The organism is Streptomyces sp. NPDC043996, from assembly GCF_056435225.1.
The window spans coordinates 141,618-158,982 of sequence record NZ_JBWKEY010000011.1 but is presented as its reverse complement, the minus strand read 5'-3'; the positions used below and the strand labels follow the sequence as shown (position 1 = coordinate 158,982).

The 17,365-nt window shown below is 72.4% G+C and carries 15 protein-coding genes; 6 read left to right on the top strand and 9 right to left on the bottom strand.

Going from position 1 to position 17,365, the window contains the following annotated elements; all coding sequences use genetic code 11:
* Positions 1 to 2: 2 nt before the first annotated feature.
* The gene (locus AC07A4_RS27720) at positions 3 to 557 is read right to left on the bottom strand and encodes a hypothetical protein (protein ID WP_478603396.1); all 555 of its coding nucleotides are present in this window, start codon (positions 555 to 557) and stop codon (positions 3 to 5) included.
* A 132-nt stretch (positions 558 to 689) separates the two neighbouring features.
* Positions 690 to 1,535 carry an alpha/beta fold hydrolase gene (locus tag AC07A4_RS27715; protein ID WP_478603394.1) on the bottom strand — a complete coding sequence of 282 codons (846 nt, stop codon included), beginning with the start codon at positions 1,533 to 1,535 and terminating at the stop codon, positions 690 to 692.
* A 217-nt stretch (positions 1,536 to 1,752) separates the two neighbouring features.
* Here AC07A4_RS27715 and AC07A4_RS27710 point away from each other — a divergent pair, with 217 nt between their 5' ends.
* Together AC07A4_RS27710 and AC07A4_RS27705 are read left to right on the top strand one after the other, a co-directional pair.
* Complete coding sequence (locus AC07A4_RS27710; RefSeq protein ID WP_478603391.1) at positions 1,753 to 2,922, top strand: serine hydrolase domain-containing protein; 1,170 nt, start codon at positions 1,753 to 1,755, stop codon at positions 2,920 to 2,922.
* Between the two features lie 200 nt (positions 2,923 to 3,122).
* The gene (locus AC07A4_RS27705; RefSeq protein ID WP_478603388.1) at positions 3,123 to 3,785 is read left to right on the top strand and encodes a molybdopterin-dependent oxidoreductase; all 663 of its coding nucleotides are present in this window, start codon (positions 3,123 to 3,125) and stop codon (positions 3,783 to 3,785) included.
* A 7-nt stretch (positions 3,786 to 3,792) separates the two neighbouring features.
* Here AC07A4_RS27705 and AC07A4_RS27700 read toward each other — a convergent pair whose 3' ends face one another.
* The 4 genes from AC07A4_RS27700 to AC07A4_RS27685 all read right to left on the bottom strand — a co-directional run bounded on the left by AC07A4_RS27700 (position 3,793) and on the right by AC07A4_RS27685 (position 10,257).
* On the bottom strand, positions 3,793 to 4,635 hold the full coding sequence (locus AC07A4_RS27700) for an aminoglycoside 6-adenylyltransferase (RefSeq protein WP_478603385.1): 843 nt from the start codon (positions 4,633 to 4,635) through the stop codon (positions 3,793 to 3,795).
* 110 nt (positions 4,636 to 4,745) lie between these two features.
* Positions 4,746 to 8,060, bottom strand: a complete 3,315-nt coding sequence (locus AC07A4_RS27695; RefSeq protein ID WP_478603382.1) for a S8 family peptidase — start codon at positions 8,058 to 8,060, stop codon at positions 4,746 to 4,748.
* A gap of 358 nt (positions 8,061 to 8,418) precedes the next feature.
* Positions 8,419 to 8,796, bottom strand: a complete 378-nt coding sequence (locus tag AC07A4_RS27690; protein WP_478603379.1) for a nuclear transport factor 2 family protein — start codon at positions 8,794 to 8,796, stop codon at positions 8,419 to 8,421.
* 21 nt (positions 8,797 to 8,817) lie between these two features.
* Positions 8,818 to 10,257 (bottom strand): FG-GAP repeat protein, encoded by a 1,440-nt coding sequence (locus AC07A4_RS27685; protein ID WP_478603376.1) that lies wholly within the window; start codon positions 10,255 to 10,257, stop codon positions 8,818 to 8,820.
* A 259-nt stretch (positions 10,258 to 10,516) separates the two neighbouring features.
* Between AC07A4_RS27685 and AC07A4_RS27680 the strand changes: the two genes are divergently transcribed.
* The 4 genes from AC07A4_RS27680 (at position 10,517) to AC07A4_RS27665 (ending at position 14,277) form a co-directional block, all read left to right on the top strand.
* Positions 10,517 to 11,101, top strand: a complete 585-nt coding sequence (locus AC07A4_RS27680) for a sigma-70 family RNA polymerase sigma factor (RefSeq protein WP_478603374.1) — start codon at positions 10,517 to 10,519, stop codon at positions 11,099 to 11,101.
* The gene (locus tag AC07A4_RS27675) at positions 11,098 to 11,853 is read left to right on the top strand and encodes an anti-sigma factor (RefSeq protein ID WP_478603372.1); all 756 of its coding nucleotides are present in this window, start codon (positions 11,098 to 11,100) and stop codon (positions 11,851 to 11,853) included. Before AC07A4_RS27680 ends, AC07A4_RS27675 begins: the two co-directional genes overlap by 4 nt.
* Before the next feature lie 61 nt (positions 11,854 to 11,914).
* Positions 11,915 to 13,501, top strand: a complete 1,587-nt coding sequence (locus AC07A4_RS27670) for a molybdopterin-dependent oxidoreductase (RefSeq protein ID WP_478603369.1) — start codon at positions 11,915 to 11,917, stop codon at positions 13,499 to 13,501.
* A gap of 92 nt (positions 13,502 to 13,593) precedes the next feature.
* Positions 13,594 to 14,277 carry a fasciclin domain-containing protein gene (locus AC07A4_RS27665; protein WP_478603367.1) on the top strand — a complete coding sequence of 228 codons (684 nt, stop codon included), beginning with the start codon at positions 13,594 to 13,596 and terminating at the stop codon, positions 14,275 to 14,277.
* Between the two features lie 77 nt (positions 14,278 to 14,354).
* Here the strand turns inward: AC07A4_RS27665 and AC07A4_RS27660 are convergent, their stop codons facing one another.
* From AC07A4_RS27660 to AC07A4_RS27650, 3 genes are all read right to left on the bottom strand, one after another.
* Entirely contained in the window at positions 14,355 to 14,891 is a 537-nt protein-coding gene (locus AC07A4_RS27660) for a hypothetical protein (RefSeq protein ID WP_478603365.1), read from the bottom strand.
* A 140-nt stretch (positions 14,892 to 15,031) separates the two neighbouring features.
* Positions 15,032 to 16,378, bottom strand: coding sequence for a TolB family protein (locus tag AC07A4_RS27655; protein ID WP_478603363.1), 1,347 nt, complete (start codon positions 16,376 to 16,378; stop codon positions 15,032 to 15,034).
* A 286-nt stretch (positions 16,379 to 16,664) separates the two neighbouring features.
* Entirely contained in the window at positions 16,665 to 17,306 is a 642-nt protein-coding gene (locus AC07A4_RS27650) for a TetR/AcrR family transcriptional regulator (RefSeq protein ID WP_478603360.1), read from the bottom strand.
* Positions 17,307 to 17,365 lie beyond the last annotated feature (59 nt).

Below are 17,365 nucleotides of genomic sequence, written 5' to 3'. Positions count from 1 at the left end.
CGTCAGCCGACCTTCCCGAGGCTCCCCTGCACGGACTGGTCCACTCCAGTGTCCTTCGACCCCGTGTAGAAGAACTCCGCTTCGTCCGCCGGCCGGATCTTGAGGACGATCCTTCCCCGCTTCACGCACTCACCCGCCTTGATGTACTCGCCCAGTTCGATCGTCTTGCTCGCCTCGTTCTTGTCTTGCAGGGTGACCACCCCGCTGCACTCCCTCCCCTTAAACTCATAGAAGATGCGGCCCACTTCCTCACCCCGCTTGCCTTCGCCGACTTCAAGCGTCACCCGGTAAGGGGTGTAGGGGTGCTCAAGCTCCCGCACGGTTCCCTGCCACTCCCCGACGAACAGGTCCTCCTGTTTCTCGCTCTCGGACCCCATATCGAAGAGTTCGGGGACAAAGGCGGCGGCAATCAGGGCGAGCGCGCCAATGACGGCGACGACTACCGCTGTTTTACCCGACGCTCCGGAGTTTCCCCCTCCCGAGCCCCGGGGACGCGGTTCGGGCCCAGGAGCGGGGGAAGTGGACTCAGGTCCGGATGGAGCCTGTGGAACTGACATGAAACACCTCAAGGGTACTGGCGTGACGTCGACAACATCCTTCCGTCTGGATTACGCGCCCGCCGGTCGTTTCCGAAGCTTGAAGTTATTGACCACGAGCACGCGGGCGCGATCAGTTTCCGGCAGTTCTGGTCACCCGAATTCCCCACCGTCATGCATTCCACAGACAGGCGCGACACCTGCCGACCGAGCGCACAGCGCCCCGAGGAACCCCTTGACGACTCCGGCGAACTCCTCCGGGACGGTTGCGTGCACGGCGTGTCCGGCGGGGAGTTCCACGAGTCGGGTACGGGGGCGGCGTTCCACCATGTCCTTCGCGTGCTCGACGCCGAGGACCGCGCTGCGGCTGCCGCGGATGAGCAGGGCGGGGCAGTCGGTGGCGAGCCAGTCGCTCCAATGGTTCCCGTTGAGCTGCCGCTGTGAAGCGTTCATATCCCTCGGATCGAAGGACAAGCCCCATCCGTCGGCGTACTCGCGCACGGCGTCCTTAAGGTGATCCGCCGACGGCCCGAGGTGTTCCAGGAGTCCGGCCCGGGTCGGCACCCGGGTCGGCCAGGACAGGCTGAACGACAGGTCGCCCTCGACCTCGGCGCCGACGTCCTCGACGATCAGCGCGTCTACCAGGCCCGGGTGCCGGGCCGCGAGCTGGTAGGCGTTGACACCGCCGAGGGAGTGGCCGAGTACGACCGCACTGTCGATGCTCAGGTGTTCAAGAACAGCCGCGGCGTCCTCGACGTAACCGGTGCGGGAGAAGTCGGCGGGACTTTCGGAGTGGCCGTGTCCCCGTTGGTCGGGCGCGATGACCCGCCAGGAGTCGCCCAGCTCCCGGGCCAGGTGTGTGAAGGTGCGGCCTGCCGCGAAGTGCCCGTGGAGGGCCAGCAGGGGGCGGCCCGGTCCGCCGAAGTCGAGGAAGGACAGCTGGCGCCCGGACAGCGTCGTGGCCGCGCGCCTCGGTTCGGGCGGGTTCGTCGACGTCATGCGCGTCAGTATGCGGGCCGCGTCGCCGCGACCGGTGGGGCGGACGCGGGATGCGTGGGCGTAGTGCGTCGTCGCCGGTTCGGTGTCTCGCGGTCGGGACAGGCCGTCGGGCGGCGCATGGCTCGAAATCGCTCAACCGGCCCGTGGGCGGGCAACCTTCGCGCGGGGTGTCGCGGTCCCTCCCGCCGATCAGCACCGGCGAAAGGGACGACGACACATGACACCCCGCACGATGAGGTTCGGTTTGGCAGGCACGGTGGCGGCAGCGGTCATCACGGCATCCGCGCTCGCGGCGCCCGCCGTGGCGGAGCCAGCCGCCGCCCAAGCCAGCGAGGGCGGCCACCACCGATCGACCCAGCGGGCCATGGACGCCGCCGTCAAGGACGGCGTGCCCGGAGTGACCGGGCAGGCGGTGGACGCGTACGGGACCTGGAGCGGCACGTCGGGTGTCGGCGACCTGAAGACGCAGCGGCCGCGCGGCGCCAAGGACCGCTACCGCGTCGCCAGCATTACCAAGACCTTCGTGTCGACCGTGCTCCTCCAGCTGGAGGCGGCGGGCGAGCTCAGCCTCGACGACACCGTCGAGCGGTGGCTGCCCGGCGTCGTCCAAGGCCACGGCCACGACGGCGCGAAGATCACCGTACGCCAGCTCCTCAACCACACCAGCGGCGTCTCCAACTGGACCCGGGACCCGGAGGTGCGACGGACGCTGTTCAGCAAGGAGTTCCTCAAGCACCGCCAGGAAACCTGGACTCCCGAGCGGCAGGTGCGGATCGCCATGCGCCATGAGCCGGACTTCGCGCCGGGCGAGGGCTGGAACTACTCCGACACCAACTACATCCTGGCCGGAATGATCATCAAGAAGGTCACAGGACACTCGTACGGGGACGAGATCCAGGAGCGCGTCATCAAGCCCCTCGGTCTGACGGCCACGAGCGTGCCCGGTACCGACCCGCGCCTTCCGAAGCCGAGCGGCCGGGCCTACTCGACGTTCCGTAATCCGCAGGAGAAAGAGGTGTACGACGTCACCGAGTACAACCCCTCCATCGCGGGAGCGGCAGGCGAGATGATCTCCAACTCGGCGGATCTGACCCGCTTCTTCAAGGCGCTCCTGGGCGGTGAACTGCTGCCCAAGCGGCAAATGGACGAGCTGACGACGACCGTCCCGGTCGACGAGGCACAGCCGGACGTCCGGTACGGTCTCGGCCTCCGGCAGTTCAAGACGCGCTGCGGCACGGAGGTATGGGCGCACGGCGGGGACTTCCACGGCACGGTCGCGGTCGCGGTGACGACCCGCGACGGCGGCCACACGCTGGCCTTCAACTTCAACGGCGACTGGGCGGGCGACTTCAGCGCGGTCATCGACGCCGAGTTCTGCGGCACGTGATCCTCGTACCAGAGCGGCCAGGGGCGCACGGTGTGTTCCTGGACGCGCGGGCGGGCCGCGCCGAGCAACCGGGGGCCGGGGCCAGCGGTCTTATAGGGCACTGAGCCGGACAGTCAGCCGACTCCGAGGCACCGAACGCCAGCTGTGATCCACCTTGGCACCCACATGCGCTCCGCGTACGCGCTTCATGGAGGACCGATATGACGCTTCCCCCGGGCCAACGTGCCGTCGACGGGTTCCCGCGCTTCGGTACGCACCTCCACCACCCGCCTCCGCCCGTCCCCGCCGACCCCGTGATCGAGATCGGCGGGGCCCTGGCCAGGTCCCTCACGCTGCCCGTGAGAGACCTGGCCACGCTGCCGCGGCAGGAGCTCGGAGCCGACTTCCACTGCGTCGCCGGCTGGTCGGCGACGGGCCTGCGGTGGGAAGGGACCTCGTTCGAGGCCCTCTACCGCATGCAGATCGAACCGCTGCTCAAGCCGGACGCGTCGATCAGCCACATCACCTTCGAAGGCCTCGACGGCTACCGGTCGATCGTGCTGCTCGAGGACGCCCTGGCCGACGAGGTGCTCATCGCCGACCATCTCGACGGGCAGCCGCTCGACGGCGACCACGGCGCGCCGGTGCGCCTGGTCAGCCCGGGGCAGTACGGCTTCATCAGCACCAAGCACCTCTGCCGCATCGAGTTCCACACCTCCGCGCCCCCGAACCCCGACCGGTGGTCCCCCATCGCGGCCCACCACCGGGCGCGGGTCTGGCAGGAGGAACGCCACCGCCGCCTTCCCGGCCGCGCGGTCCGGCCCTTCTACCGCGCGCTGATCGGTCCTATCCGCGCGCTGAGCGCCCGGGGCCGCCGCGCGTAGGGCGGGCTCAGGTCCTGGGCAGCTCGTCGAGGGTGGGGCGGATGACCTGCTCGGCCTTGTGCGGGTAGGGGAAGCCGTGGGCCGCGGCGACCTCCTTCGCGAGGCGTGCGAAGAGGTCGGCCGTCGCCCGCGCCGCGCGCAGGGCGTCGTCCGCGCCGAAGTCGCCGAAGGTCTCCGGCAGGCTGTCCCACACGCCGGGCGCGGCCCAGCGCCGCATGCGCGTGCCGCCGTACCAGACGTCGTGACCGGCGCCCTGGACCGTCAGGGCGTGCCACTCGATCACGCTCTCCAGGAGTTCCTTGGTGGTCCAGTCGCGGGACTTGGCCACCCACAGTTCGCCGCGGGCGAGATAGCGCGGCAGGTGCGCCACCTCGAACCAGAACTCCGCGCAGAGCTCCTCGAACTCCTCGGCGTCGGGCAGCTCCGCGGGGGCCGTGCCCGTGGCGGCGGGCAGCGAGGCGGTGGCGCCGTCCCGGTCCCACAGCACCTCGTAGCCGCGCTCGTGCAGGTCGTCCAGGCCCTCCGCGGCCATCTTCGCCAGGCGCTCCACCGGCACCACCTGGAAGTCGGCCTTGACGTCGCCTTCGAAGAGCACGAGCCGGGCCGGGTTCTCCCACGGCCCTTCGAGGCCGACCTGGACGACCACCGGGCCAAGCTCCGCCACCCAGTCCCCGTCCTCGTACCGGTCCGGGTCGGTGGTGTACAGCTCGATGTCGTGGTCGGAGAAGGCGTCCACGGTGCCGTCGCGCCGCGCGCGCGAGCCCGTGCGCAGGACGGCGCGCAGGTCGGGCTGAAGCCGCGCCCACGCGAGGACCCGCTCGACCATCCTGTCGTCGGTTTCAGCGATCATGCCGTCCACGATACGTGGGGTACGCGTGCGGCCGGGCCCCGGACCGCGGTCCGGGGCCCGGCCTTTGGCGACGGGGCCGGTAGGCGCCCGTCAGGGGTGAGAGGAGGCGCCTACGGGACGAGCCGGTAGGCGTTGGTGATCGTCTCGGTCATGGTGTTGCCCGCCGTGTCCTTGAGGCTCACCTGGTACGACACGGCCTTGGCCGTCGCCGGGTGGCGCACCGTCGCCGCGTGGGCGCCCTTGGCGTCGGTCGTGACGGGCGCCGGCCTCCAGGTGCGGCCGCCGTCGTAGGAGACCTTGACGGTCAGCTTGGCGACCTTGCCCTTGCCCGCGGCCGCCCCGGCCACCTTCAGCGGCACGGTCAGGGTGCCGCCCGCCGGGGCCGTCCCGTTCAGCGCCAGCTTCGGCGCGAGGCGGACGGTGGAAAGGGGCAGGTCGGTGGGCGGCTTGTCGGGCGTCTTGGCCGACGTGAACGTCCAGGCGACGGCCACCTTCGTGCTCGTCGTGGTGTGCTTGGCGGCGCGGCTCGCCTCCATCGTCAGGCGATACGGGGCGGACGCGGCCGGGAGTTCGGCGTTCACCGCGCCGGGGCCGCCCTTGGCGAGGACGCGGCCGCCCGACTCGAGGCGGGTGAAGCCCCCCGTCGTGGGGGACTCGCCCGCGTGCCCCGCGCCGTCGCTGAACAGCTGGACGTAGGCGTCCATGGAGTTGCCCGCGCGGCGCGCGCCCTGGCGGTCGTCGGCCTTCAGGTCGGGGCCGACGACGCCGGTGTTGAAGTTCAGCGTGTAGCGCTTGCCCGCCTTGTAGGCGGCCAGGTCGGTGCCGTAGCTGATGCTCGGCGTGCCCGCGTCGTCGAGCTGCGCCATGGACCAGCTCCAGCGCACGCCCTTGGTGGTGACGTAGCTCGTGGCGGAGGCGGGCAGGTTCAGCTTGGTCTGCGGCTGAACGACCGGGACGTAGTCGTTCGCGCCGATCGGCAGGGCGGAGAGCGTGCCCTTGCGCCGGGCGGCGGAGGCGCCGACGCCCAGCTTCACCTCGGCGAGTTCGGCCTTGGTGGTGGCGTGCTTCAGGCCGGTGAACCAGGTGCCGGTGCGGCTGAAGGCGAGGCGGTAGTCGACCTTCTTCGTCGCGCCCGGGACCTTCCAGAGGCCGTTGTACTGGGCGTGGAAGGTGGGCGCGTCCGGGCCGAGCCCGGCGGTGCGGATCACGGTCTTGCCGGTGAGGTTCCAGTCGCTGGAGATCCCGGCGGCCTGGTCCTCGTAGCTGACGTTCGCCTCCGCGAGGCGCGCGGTCCTGTCCGGGGTGGTGACGGCGAACGGCTTGGCCTTGCGGGAGTCCAGCGTGATCGACTTCTCCGCGCCCACCTTCAGCTTCGGCTGCACGAAGACCGCGAGGGCTCCGTCCGGGGCGTACACGGAGCTCTCCAGCGCGTAGGTGCCCTTGGGGACCCGCAGCGTGGCCTTGCCGCTGCTGTAGGGAACCAGGAACTTCTTGCCCGTGGCGCGAGCGGTGAGCGTGGTGACGTAGGTGGACGCGCTGTCGCCGCTGACGTCGCGGTGCCGGAACGTGAGGTCGTACGACTCGACCTCGCGCTCCACGAGCAGGCCGGTGCGCACGGACTGGCCGTCGCCGGCGGCCAGCAGGCTGCCGCCGTAGGTGCCGTCGGCGGTGCCGAGCTTGGTGTTGACCGTGACGGTGGTCTTCGCGGTGCCGCCCGCCGGGACGGTGAGCAAGGCGTCCTTGACGGTGAACAGGGCGGCCGGGCCCGGGCGGCCCGCCGGGTCCACGGCCGTGGTGGACAGGGCGAGGGTGACGGGCTTGGTGCCGTAGTTGCGGTAGGTGACGGTCTTGCCGACCGGCTTGTCGTCGGTGTGCGGCCACGCCTGCGTACCGAAGGCGAGCGTGCCCGGCTGGGAGCCGACGGAGGCGGTGACGGCGCGCGTCAGGTCCACGCGGCCCGCGCCCTGCTGGAGCGGGTTGAGCCTGGGGTTGGGCTTGGCGGAGCCGGTGAGCGCGGCCTTGAGCTGCGGCCCCGTCCACGTCGGGTGCTGCTGGAGGAGCAGGGCGGCCGAACCGGCCACGTGCGGGGCCGCCATCGAGGTGCCGGACATGGCGACGTAGCCGTTGCCCGTGGTCCCGCCGGGGGCGGCGGTGGAGGCCGCGGCGGTGATGTCCTCGCCGGGGGCGGTGAGGTCGGGCTTGGCGACGCCGTCGGCCGTGGGGCCGCGGCTCGACGTCTCCGCGATCTCGTCCCGCTCGTCGACCGAGCCGACGGTGAGGGCCGCGGGGGCGCTGCCCGGCGTGGTCAACGTGCCCGCGTCGGGGCCCTCGTTGCCCGCCGACGCGACGAAGAGGGCCTTGCCGGAGAGCCGGGCGACGGCCTCCTCAAGGGGTTCGGTCCCCGCCGTGTCCAGGCTGCCGAGGCTCATGTTGACGATCTTGGCGCCGTTGTCGACGGCCCACTGCATGCCCGCGGCGATGTCGGAGTCGTAGCCCGCGCCCACGTCCTCGGAGATGACCTTGCCGTCCATGATCCGCACGCCGGGGGCCACGCCCTTGTACGCGCCGCCCGACTTGGCGCCGGACCCGGCGAGGGTCGAGGCGACGTGTGTGCCGTGGCCCATGCGGTCCTTGGCGTCGCGGGCCGCGGTGAAGTTCTTCTCGATGACCTCGACGCCCTTGAGGTCCGGGTGCGTCTGGTCGACGCCGGTGTCCAGGACGGCGACCTTGATGCCCTTGCCGGTGTATCCCGCCTGCCACATGGCGGGGGCGCCGATCTGCGGCACGCTCTTGTCGAGCGCGGGGCGGACCTTGGCGTCCAGCCAGACGTGCGCGAGGGCCGGGGCGGCGGTGGCGCGGACGTCGTTACGGCCGCCCGTGCCGCGGGTGAGCGCCGACCACAGGCCCGCCGTGCGGGACTTGGGCGTGGCGAACGCCTCGCCGCCGACGGCGGGCAGGGCACGGCGGTCACGGGCGTGGCCCTTGAAGGTGTCGGCGGCCCGGAAGCCGTCGGTCTTGCCGGTCCGGTAGCCGACGATCAGCGGCAGCGAGGCGCGGTGCGCGTCGTCGTACTTGTCCTTGACGAGCTGGGTGACGTCGAAGAGCCGCCGGTCGAGCCTGCCCGCGCTGATCAGCGCCTGGGCGTCCTGCGGCACGACGAACACGTGCCCCGCCTCGCGCCGCACGGAGATCGTGACCCGCTCGCGCCCCTTGCCGCGCACCAGGCGGACGACCTTCTGGCCCCCTGCCGCGACGACCACCCGGTCGCCGGTGATCAGCGTGACCGTCGCCGTCTTCCCGGCCCGGTCCCCGCGGTCCCCCCGGCCGCTCTCGGCGCCCGCCGCCGCGGCGCCGCCCGGCCGTGTCCCGGTGTCGGCCGCTGCCGCCGCCCCCGTGAGCAATGTGCCGGACAGTACGGCGGCCATGGCCGCCGCCCCCACCCTTGATATGCCTGTCACCCGAATTGCCTGTCCCTTGAACGTGCTGATGCGACCGAACGTGTCGATACGGCTGTACATGCCGATACGACCGAACGCGCTGATGCGACCCCCTGTGAGACGCGATCTTGGCACGGCTGGTTCTCAGAAGACGATTCCGGCCACGCCAGGTCCCCGGCGCCCCTGGCGAAGGGCTTCAGCGGCGGTACGTATCCGCCGCGATCGGTTCGTCGCCTTGCGGATACGGCGGCAGGCAGCGGCGGCCGTCGTGACGAAAACGGCTGTCGCGGACGGCGGTTCGGGAGGGAGGCGGTTCGGGAGGGAGGCGGTTCAGGAGGGAGGCGGTTCAGGAAGAAGGCGGCTTGATCTCGCCCGCGAAGACGATGATCTGGTCGATGAGGCTGCGTCGCAGGTGTACGACGTCCGTGCCCGCGAGGCGGGGGCCTCCGTCCGGCGTGGTGAACACCCATTGGTAGCGGGCCCACTCGTCAGGCATGTCGACGGCTGAGCAGCGCACCATCGTGCCCGCGCCCGCCGGGTGGCGCCGGATGTCCAGGACGAAGCGCTCGACCGCTTCGATCCCCTCGCTGCGGCCCAACGGCCCCCAGAAGACGACGTCCGAGGTCAGGGCCTGGGACAACAGGTTCGTCACCGAGCTGTCCTTGGCGGCGTTGAACGCGGAGATGAACGTGTCGATCGCGGATCGCGCCGTCTCTTCCTGCATGCACCAGTAATACCAGGCGCTTCACGGGACGCGCGGGCGCAGGCCGAGGTCGGCCGGATCGGTGTAGCGGGAGGTGTCCGCGGCCAGGCCCTTGGGCGAGCCGGGGAAGTACCAGAAGCCTCCGCGGAAGACGCGGTACCCGGGGGCTGAGGCCACCACGTCGAGACGCTTGTCGCCGTTGATGTCGAGCAGGGGGAAGTCCGCGCCGAAGCCGTGGTGGATGGTGTTCTTGTGGCGGGTGGTGACGCCCGGGGTCTCCAGGTCGAACACGGCCGCCCCAGCCGTGGCGGGCGGGCCGTCCTTGGCTCCCGGCAGCACGGTGAAGCGGCCGTTGCCGTCGTCCTCGCCGGGGGCGTTGATCACCAGGTCGGGGCGGTCGTCGCCGTTCACGTCGCCGACGGCGGCGGGGCCGAAGCGGTCGCGGCCCTGGGAGTCGCCCGGCATGCCGGGGGTGTCCTGGCTGTAGACGGAGTTCGGCCGTCCGGTGCCGGGGCCTGACGCGGCGCCGTAGACGACGGTCAGCTGGCCCGCGCTCGGCTTGGGGGACTCCGGCGGCATGTCGCCGTAGGAGAGCAGGTCGTCGATGCCGTCGCCGTCCACGTCCCCGGCCCTGGGCGGGGTGGGGCCGTCGAAGGTGTCGTTGCCGAGCCCGCGCGGCAGCGGGGCGCGGACCAGGCCGTGGGGGCCGCCGCGGAAGTAGCCCTCGACCGGGGGCGGGGGCGGGTTCTCGTCCTCTTCGTCCCCCACGGCGAGGTGGATGATCAGCGCGTCGTCGAAGCCGTCGCCGTCGAAGTCGCCGGTGACGGGGCGGCCGCTCGCGGCGGCGTCGAGACCGGCCGTGCGGGCGGGCGCGCCGTCGTTGCCGAACGGCCCGTACGCCACCGCTCCGTGGCGCAGCGGTCCGGGGCTGCCCTGGCCCGGGGCGTGCCCGGGGTCGACCAGGTCCGACGCGTCGTCGCCGTTCACATCCGCCACGGCTCCCACGGCGAAGCCCTTCGGCAGTTTCAGCGGTTGGGGCTCGCCGAGGCAGCCCGCGCGTCCCTTGACCAGCACGGAGACCGGCTTGCCTGGGCCGTCGGGGTTCCGCTGCGCGACCAGGTCCGTGAACCCGTCACCGTCCAGGTCGCCGCGCGGGCCCGGCACCATGCCCAGGTCGTCGTAGACGCGTACGCGCCCCGTATCGAGTCCGCCCTGGGAGCCGTGGACGACCACGACCTTGCTGCCGACCAGGGTGCTGGAGGCGTCCCTGATCTCCACGGCCGTCGCGTAGTCGTCGTATCCGTCGCGGTCCAGGTCGCCGGAGCCCTTCGCGCCCCGGCCGTCCGGACCGGAGCGCTCCTCGCACCGCCCGGGCTTCGGCCCGCTCTCCGACCCACCGGAGCTCACGCAACCGGCCAGCAGCAGGGCCGCACAGCCCACGGCCGCCGCTCTCACGGCGAGGACGGGGATGTGCGTACGCAAGGTGCCTCCTCAGCCACGGGACAGCGCCCGGCGCGCGTCGTGACCACTGTTGTTGAGAGCTGATCTTTCCGCCCGTGTGACGGCCGGGACGGGGGAATGGTTGCGCGGCCGGGGCGATCATCGCGCCCCGGCCCGGCCCAGGTGACCGCTCGGAGTACGCGAGAGACACCGGAAGCAATCCGTCCGTCGGACCAATCCGGTACGGCGTCGGCCTCGGATCACGGGCGTACCTCAACCGCTGCCCTGAAGGGGTCACCGCGTGAAGGAAGTCGTGCACATCGGGCCACGGGCGACGCCGGGGCCCGGTCTTCAGGAGCTGATCGCCCGGGTGGCCCGCGGCGACCAGGAGGCCTTCTCGTCCGTCTACGACGCGGTGGCCGCCCCCGTGCTCGGCGTCGTGCGCGCCGTGCTGCGCGACCACGCCCAGTCCGAGGAGGTCACCCAGGAAGTCCTGGTGGAGGTGTGGCGCACCGCGCCGCGCTACCGCGAGGACCTGGGTACGGCCATGAACTGGATCCTCACGCTCGCGCACCGGCGCGCGGTGGACCGGGTCCGCTCCGTGGCGGCCGCCACCGCCCGCGAGCACAAGGCGGCGCTGCTCGCGCACACCCCGGACTTCGACGAGGTGAGCGAGCAGGTCGAGATCCGCCTCGAGCGGGAGCAGGTCCGCCGGTGCCTGCGCACGCTCACGGAGGTGCAGCGCCAGTCCGTGACGCTCGCCTACTACCGGGGCCTGACCTACCGCCAGGTCGCCGAGCTCCTCTCGCTGCCCCTGGGCACCGTCAAGACCCGACTGCGCGACGGCCTCATCCGCTTGCGCGACTGCCTGGGAGTGAGCGCATGAGCATCGGGTCGGACCCGCACACCCTCACCGGCGCGTACGCCACCGACTCCCTGGACGCGGAGGAACGCTGCGCGTTCGAGGAGCACCTGGCGCGCTGCGCGTCCTGCGCGCGGGAGGTGCGCGAACTGACGGCGGCCGCGGCCCGCCTGGGCCTCGCGGTGGCCGTCCCGCCGCGGCGCGGCATGCGGGACGACGTGCTGCGGCGCATCAGCACGGTGCGCCAGGAAACACCCCGGGCCAAGCCCGCCCCGCGCAGGGGCGCGGTACGGCGCCGGGCGCGCCGCGCGTCCCGGTGGGCGCTGGCGGCGTGCCTCGCCGCGGCCGCGGCCCTCGGCGGCACGGCCGTGTGGCAGCACCAGCGGGCCGATGAGGCGCGCGAGCGGGCCCGGCGGGCCGAGCAGCGCTCCGAGGACCTGGCGTCCCTGCTGGCCGCGCCGGACGCCCGGACCCGTACCACGCGGATCGCCGGTGGCGCGCGGGCCACGGTCGTCGTCTCCGGCGGCCGCGACCAGGCCGCGTTCCTGGCCAGCGGCATGGCCGAGCCGCCCCGCGGCAAGGTCTACCAGCTCTGGTACGACGACCGGGGGACGATGCGTTCGGCCGGTCTCATGGACCCCGAACGCACCACCACGGCGCTGCTGTTGACGGGCCCGGTCGACGGGGCCACCGGCGTGGGCATCACGGTGGAGCCCCCGGGAGGCTCACCCGAGCCGACCTCCGCCCCTGTGGCGCACCTGGACTTCCCCGCCTGACGCACGCGATCTCGATGGGGAACCGACCAATCCGCGAGGCGGTCGGTACCGGATACCCCATGTGAGGACAGAGCGGAGAACTCCACGGCGGCGGGCCAGGGCGGACCTGGCGGCCGGGGCGCTGAGCGGGGCGGCCGCGGGCCTGGCCGCACTGGCCGTCGCCGAGCTGGTGTCCGCGGCGGTGCGCCCCGAGGCCGGTCCTGTGGTGGCGGTGGGCGGCGCGGCGATCGACCGTACGCCCGCCCCGGTCAAGGACTGGGCGATCCGCGCGTTCGGCGCCCACGACAAACTCGTCCTGCAGTGGGGCATTCTCGCCGTCCTCGCCGTCCTGGCCCTCGCCTTGGGCGTCCTGGCCGTGCGCCGAAGGGCCGTGGGGCCGGTGGGGGTGCTGCTGTTCGGCGTGGTCGGCGCGTGGGCGGCCACCACGCGCCCCGACTCGACCGGCGTCGCCGACGCGCTGCCGTCCGTCGCCGGGGCGGTTGCCGGGGCGGTGCTGCTCCACTGGCTCATCGGCCTCGCCACCCCTGACCGGACGCCCGGCGCCGGGAGCCCGGGCCGGTGGGACCGCCGGAGGTTCCTCGCCGCCGCCACGGCGGCGGCGCTCGCGTCCGCGGGCGCCGGTGTCCTCGGCAGGTCGCTGAACTCCGCGCGCGGCAGGGACGCCATCGCCTCGCGCGAGCGGATCAGGCTCCCCGCACCGGCGTCGGCGGCCCCGTCCGTACCCCAGGGCGCCCGGCTGCGCGTCGCGGGCGTCAGCGCGTTCTTCACGCCCAACAAGGACTTCTACCGCGTCGACACCGCCCTCGTCGTGCCGAAGGTCGACGCCGGCACCTGGCGCCTCAGGATTCACGGCAAGGGAGTGCGACGGCCCGTCACCGTCACCTTCGACGATCTGCTGCGCCGTCCGCTGATCGCCCGCGACATCACCCTGACCTGCGTGTCCAACGAGGTGGGCGGCCCGTACGTGGGCAACGCCCGCTGGCTCGGCGTCCACCTCGGCGACCTGCTCGCCGAGTGCGGCGTCGAACCCCCCGCCCGTGGCGGGCCCGCCGACCAGCTGGTGGCGCGGTCCGTGGACGGCATGACCATCGGCACCCCCGTCGACGACGTCATGGACGGCCGGGACGCGCTGCTCGCCCTGGGCATGAACGGCGAACCCCTGCCCTTCGACCACGGCTTTCCCGTACGCATGCTCGTGCCGGGCCTCTACGGCTATGTGTCCGCCTGCAAGTGGCTGAAGGACCTCGAACTGACCACGTTCGACGCCTACGACCCGTACTGGGTCAAGCGGGACTGGGCGCGCGAGGCGCCCGTGAAGACCCAGGCCCGCATCGACACCCCCAGGCCCTTCGCCCGGCCGAAGGCCGGAACGGTGATGATCGCGGGGGTCGCCTGGGCGCAGCACCGCGGCATCGACAAGGTCGAGGTCCGCGTCGACGACGGACGCTGGCAACGGGCCGACCTCGCCGCCGAGGACACCCGGGACACCTGGCGCCAGTGGTCGCTGCCCTGGCGGGCCTCCCCCGGCGGGCACACCCTGACCGTCCGCGCCACGGACCGCACGGGCGAGGTCCAGACCGAGAAGCGGGCCCGCCCCATGCCCGACGGCGCCAGCGGCCACCACTCGGTGGTGATCACCGTGGACTGACGCCCGCGCCGCCCCCCTCCCCTCCGTTCCCCTCCCCCGATTTCGGCACCGCTCGCTCCGTACGTACCGCATCCGCCCACCAAGGAGAGACCATGACCCCCCAGTCCCGGCGCTTTCGCCGCGCCGCCCTCGCGGTCGTCGCCGCCGCCGTGCTCCCGCTGACGCTGGCCTCGTGTTCCGACGACGGCGACGGCAAGGACAAGGCGAAGGACAAGACGGCCGCCGACAAGTCGTCCCCGGCCAAGGACATGACCAAGGACACGCCCAAGGACAAGCGGTCCGAGGACACGGCGAGCACGACCGAGCCGTTCGGCCCGGCCTGTGCCTCGGTGCCCAAGGAAGGCAAGGGCAGCTTCGACGGCATGGCCAAGGACCCCGTCGCCACGGCGGCGTCGAACAACCCGGCGCTGTCCACCCTCGTCACCGCCGTCAAGAAGGCGGGCCTGGTGGACACCCTCAACACCGCGGAGGACATCACCGTGTTCGCGCCCACCAACGACGCCTTCACCAAGATCCCGAAGGCGGACCTGGACCGGCTCCTCGCGGACAAGGCCCAGCTCACCAAGGTCCTCACGTACCACGTGGTGGGCCAGAGGCTCGCCCCCAAGGACCTGGCGGACGGCAGCTACCCCACGCTGGAGAAGTCGAAGCTGACGACGGCGGGTTCGGGCGAGGCGTACCAGGTCAACGACAGCGCCGAGGTGGTCTGCGGCAACGTCAGGACCGCCAACGCGCACGTCTACCTCATCGACACGGTCCTGACGCCCAAGGGCTGACCGGCGACCGGTTGTCCGTGAGCGGAGCGTGGCCCTCGGCCAGGGATGCGGGCGAGGGCCACGCTCGTGCCCGCGCCTCAGCGCGCGGACCCCGCCCACTCCCGCAGCAGCTTCTCGCGCTGCGCCTTGCGGGGCGCGTCGCCGCCGTGCGCGCGGCCCCACTCGGCCATCGCCGCCAGCGTCGTCTCCATCGTCGCGGCGCCCTCCGTGAGGCGGGCCAGGACGGCGCGGGAGAGGTCGACCTCGCTCTGGGGATAGCCGATGGCCGCGGCGACGTACGCCGACAACTCGTGCTCGCCGTCGGCTGACTCCACGCGTACCGTCATGATCGCCGGGGCCTCGTCCGCCAGGCCCTGGCCCACCGGATCCGCCAGGTTGAGCACCGTCCCCACGGCCAGGTCCTTGACCGCGCCGACGCGGCGCTTCAGGGACTTCACGGGGACGTCCACCGCCGTGAGGGCGCGCACGTCCTCCCACAGGCAGAGGCGGGACTGTCTGTCGCCGAGGCCCAGCACGCCTTCGGGGGCCAGGCGCACCCCGGGCGCCAGACCGGACGGCTTCGCGCCCACGTACACATCACCCTCGGCGATCCAGAACAGGCCCACCATGGCCATGAGTTGCTCACTTCTCCCACGACGGCGCGCCGCCGCCGTGTTCACACATCAAGCGATCAGGTCGCCCCCGAAACGCGCGAAGGCCCGGGAAAGTTCCCACCGCCCCGCCCCGAGCGCGCCCACACACCGCGCTGCCGCGCTCAGCGCGTGCGGCGCAGGAACACGTCGGCCGCGATGTTGGTGTCGTCGGGGACGAGGTTCGCGGCCGGGGAGTCGAACACCACCGCTCCGCCGTCCGCGCTGACGCCGGTGCGCCGCCCCGGCTTGGAGTCCGCGGCCCCCGGGACGGCCTCGACGCTGACGAGGGTCACCTTCCCGGTGTGCATGTCCCGCAGGAAGACGTCCGCGCTGCTGTCGCCGTCCTCGCCCGGGGCGAGGTTGGTGGCGTCGGAGGTGAACGCCGCGTACCGCCCGTCCCGGCTGAGAGAGACGGCGTCGCTGTTCGCGTTGGCCGGTGTGCCGTCTGAGGCGGCGCTGACCAGCCGCATGCGCTTCGTCTCGCGGTCGTAGAGGAACACGTTGTGCGGGGCGCGCGCGGCCGGTCCCTCCGGGCGCAGCACGCCGGAGGCCGAGGTGAACGCCACATAGCGGGCGTCGCCGCTGAGGGCGGCGTCCCAGGACGGGGTCTTGCGGTTGTAGCCGTGCGGGATGGAGATGAGTTCCGTGGTGCGCTGCTCGCGGTCGCGCAGGAAGATGTCTGTCGCGGAGTAGTGGTCCTCCACGTCGGTGAGGCCGGAGGCGTTGGAGGTGAAGGCGAGGTACCGGCCGCCGGTGTCGCCCGCGAACGCGGGGGCGAACGCGTCGCCTTCGCCGTGCTGGCCGCCGCTGCTCAGCTGCGCCAGCTCCGTGGTCTTCTTCTCGCGGTCATAGAGGAAGACGTCGTCGCGCTTGTTGGCGTCGCCCGGGACGAGGTCCTGGGCGCCCGAGGCGTACGCCACGTAGCGGCCGTCGCCGCTGACCGCCGGGTCGTACGTCAGGTAGTGGCGCAGCCCGTCGTAGGACGCGCCCGTGCGGCTGATCCGCTCGGTCCTGCCGGTGCGCCGGTCGTGCAGGAAGACGTCGTCGAGGTCGTTGGGGTCACCGCGGACGAGGTCGTCGGCGGTGGAGGTGAAGGCCACGTACCGCCCGTCGGGGCTGAGCGAGACGCCCCGCACGATGCCGTGGCTCGCCTTTCCGTTGCTCTTGACGCTGACGCGCTCCGTCTTCCCGGTGCGCAGATCGCGTACGAAGGCGTCGGGCGTGCCGTTGGTGTCGTGGGGGACGAGGTTCCGGGACTCCGAGACGAACGCGACGTAGCGGCCGTCGGCGCTGAGGGCGGGGTTCGTGGACGCGGCGTTGCCCTGGGCGCCTCCGGGGCCGACGCTCACTCTCTCGGTACGCGGCGCGGAGGTGTGGGCGGCGGACGCGCCCGCGGGGGACAGGAAGGTCACCGCGCAGAGGGCGGCGAGTGCGGCACTGGCGGCGGTCACGCGCTGATGAACGGTCATCGTTGCTCCTGTGTCGACAGCGGTCCGTGGGTTCGCGCTGGACACCCCGGTCACAAGGCACCGCGGCGACGGTCATGACCAGGTGCGCCGTAGGCGAGCGAACACGGTGCGGCCCCGGCGGGTCAATGTGTCGCGTGCCCTCCACGGTGCGGATGCGTCGGTTGCATCAGCGGGGCGGGGCGCCGCGGCGGGCTTTTGCGCCGTACTCGCGCGGAGGGGGCAACCATCGGCGCCCTCGTACGCGCGCGGCGCGCGGCTCAACGCGCCACCGGGCGGCACGGGGCGGTCAGCCGGTGGTGTGCCGGGACCCGCCGGGAGCCGAGCGGGCCTGGTCGATGACGGCCTCGACGATGCTCAGCAAGCGCTCCCCCGCCCGGTCGATGCTGCCGTTCTGCGTGCTGACCTGCGCGCCTTCGAGTACGAAGGTGATCTGGGCCGCGGCCTGTTCGGGGTCCGCGAGTCCGGCCCCGGCGCACATGGCGACGAGCCTGCGGGTCTGGCTCGCCTTGTGCCGCTCGATCACCTGCCGTCCGGGGTGGGAGCGGTCGGGCAGTTCGGCGATGGAGTTGATGAACGGGCAGCCCCGGTGCGAGATCGCGGGCAGTCCCTCGGCGATGAAGCGGGCGAGGCCGAGGATCTGCTCCCTGGGCCGCCCGGGGTGTTCGGCCTCGACCCGGTCGAAGGCCGCGTGGTAATCGGCGGCGACGATCCGCAGCCACTCCGCGACCAGTGCGTCCTTGGTCTCGAAGTGCCGGTAGATCGCCATCTTGGTGGTCTCGGCCCGCTCGGCGATCGCCTGGACGCTCACCCGCCGGATGCCCTCGCTCTGGAAGAGCTCTTCCGCCGCGTCGAGGATGCGCTCACGGGGCGGCAGTTTCGCCACCCTGCTCGGCCTTCTGACGGTCGGTCCACTGCCGGTCGCTGCCATGACTACTCCGTACTACTCCGTGGCCTCCGGTCGATGGGGCCCTCACCCCCCATGAAAGT

Bases quoted from the DNA above. Each gene is read 5' to 3' on its own strand.
- AC07A4_RS27690 (WP_478603379.1), bottom strand. From the start codon at position 8,796: ATGCAGGAAGAGACGGCGCGATCCGCGATCGACACGTTCATCTCCGCG.
- AC07A4_RS27700 (WP_478603385.1), bottom strand. From the start codon at position 4,635: ATGATCGCTGAAACCGACGACAGGATGGTCGAGCGGGTCCTCGCGTGG.
- AC07A4_RS27665 (WP_478603367.1), top strand. From the start codon at position 13,594: ATGACCCCCCAGTCCCGGCGCTTTCGCCGCGCCGCCCTCGCGGTCGTC.
- AC07A4_RS27720 (WP_478603396.1), bottom strand. From the start codon at position 557: ATGTCAGTTCCACAGGCTCCATCCGGACCTGAGTCCACTTCCCCCGCT.
- AC07A4_RS27650 (WP_478603360.1), bottom strand. From the start codon at position 17,306: ATGGCAGCGACCGGCAGTGGACCGACCGTCAGAAGGCCGAGCAGGGTG.
- AC07A4_RS27695 (WP_478603382.1), bottom strand. From the start codon at position 8,060: ATGGCCGCCGTACTGTCCGGCACATTGCTCACGGGGGCGGCGGCAGCG.
- AC07A4_RS27705 (WP_478603388.1), top strand. From the start codon at position 3,123: ATGACGCTTCCCCCGGGCCAACGTGCCGTCGACGGGTTCCCGCGCTTC.
- AC07A4_RS27655 (WP_478603363.1), bottom strand. From the start codon at position 16,378: ATGACCGTTCATCAGCGCGTGACCGCCGCCAGTGCCGCACTCGCCGCC.
- AC07A4_RS27710 (WP_478603391.1), top strand. From the start codon at position 1,753: ATGACACCCCGCACGATGAGGTTCGGTTTGGCAGGCACGGTGGCGGCA.
- AC07A4_RS27715 (WP_478603394.1), bottom strand. From the start codon at position 1,535: ATGACGTCGACGAACCCGCCCGAACCGAGGCGCGCGGCCACGACGCTG.
- AC07A4_RS27675 (WP_478603372.1), top strand. From the start codon at position 11,098: ATGAGCATCGGGTCGGACCCGCACACCCTCACCGGCGCGTACGCCACC.
- AC07A4_RS27660 (WP_478603365.1), bottom strand. From the start codon at position 14,891: ATGGCCATGGTGGGCCTGTTCTGGATCGCCGAGGGTGATGTGTACGTG.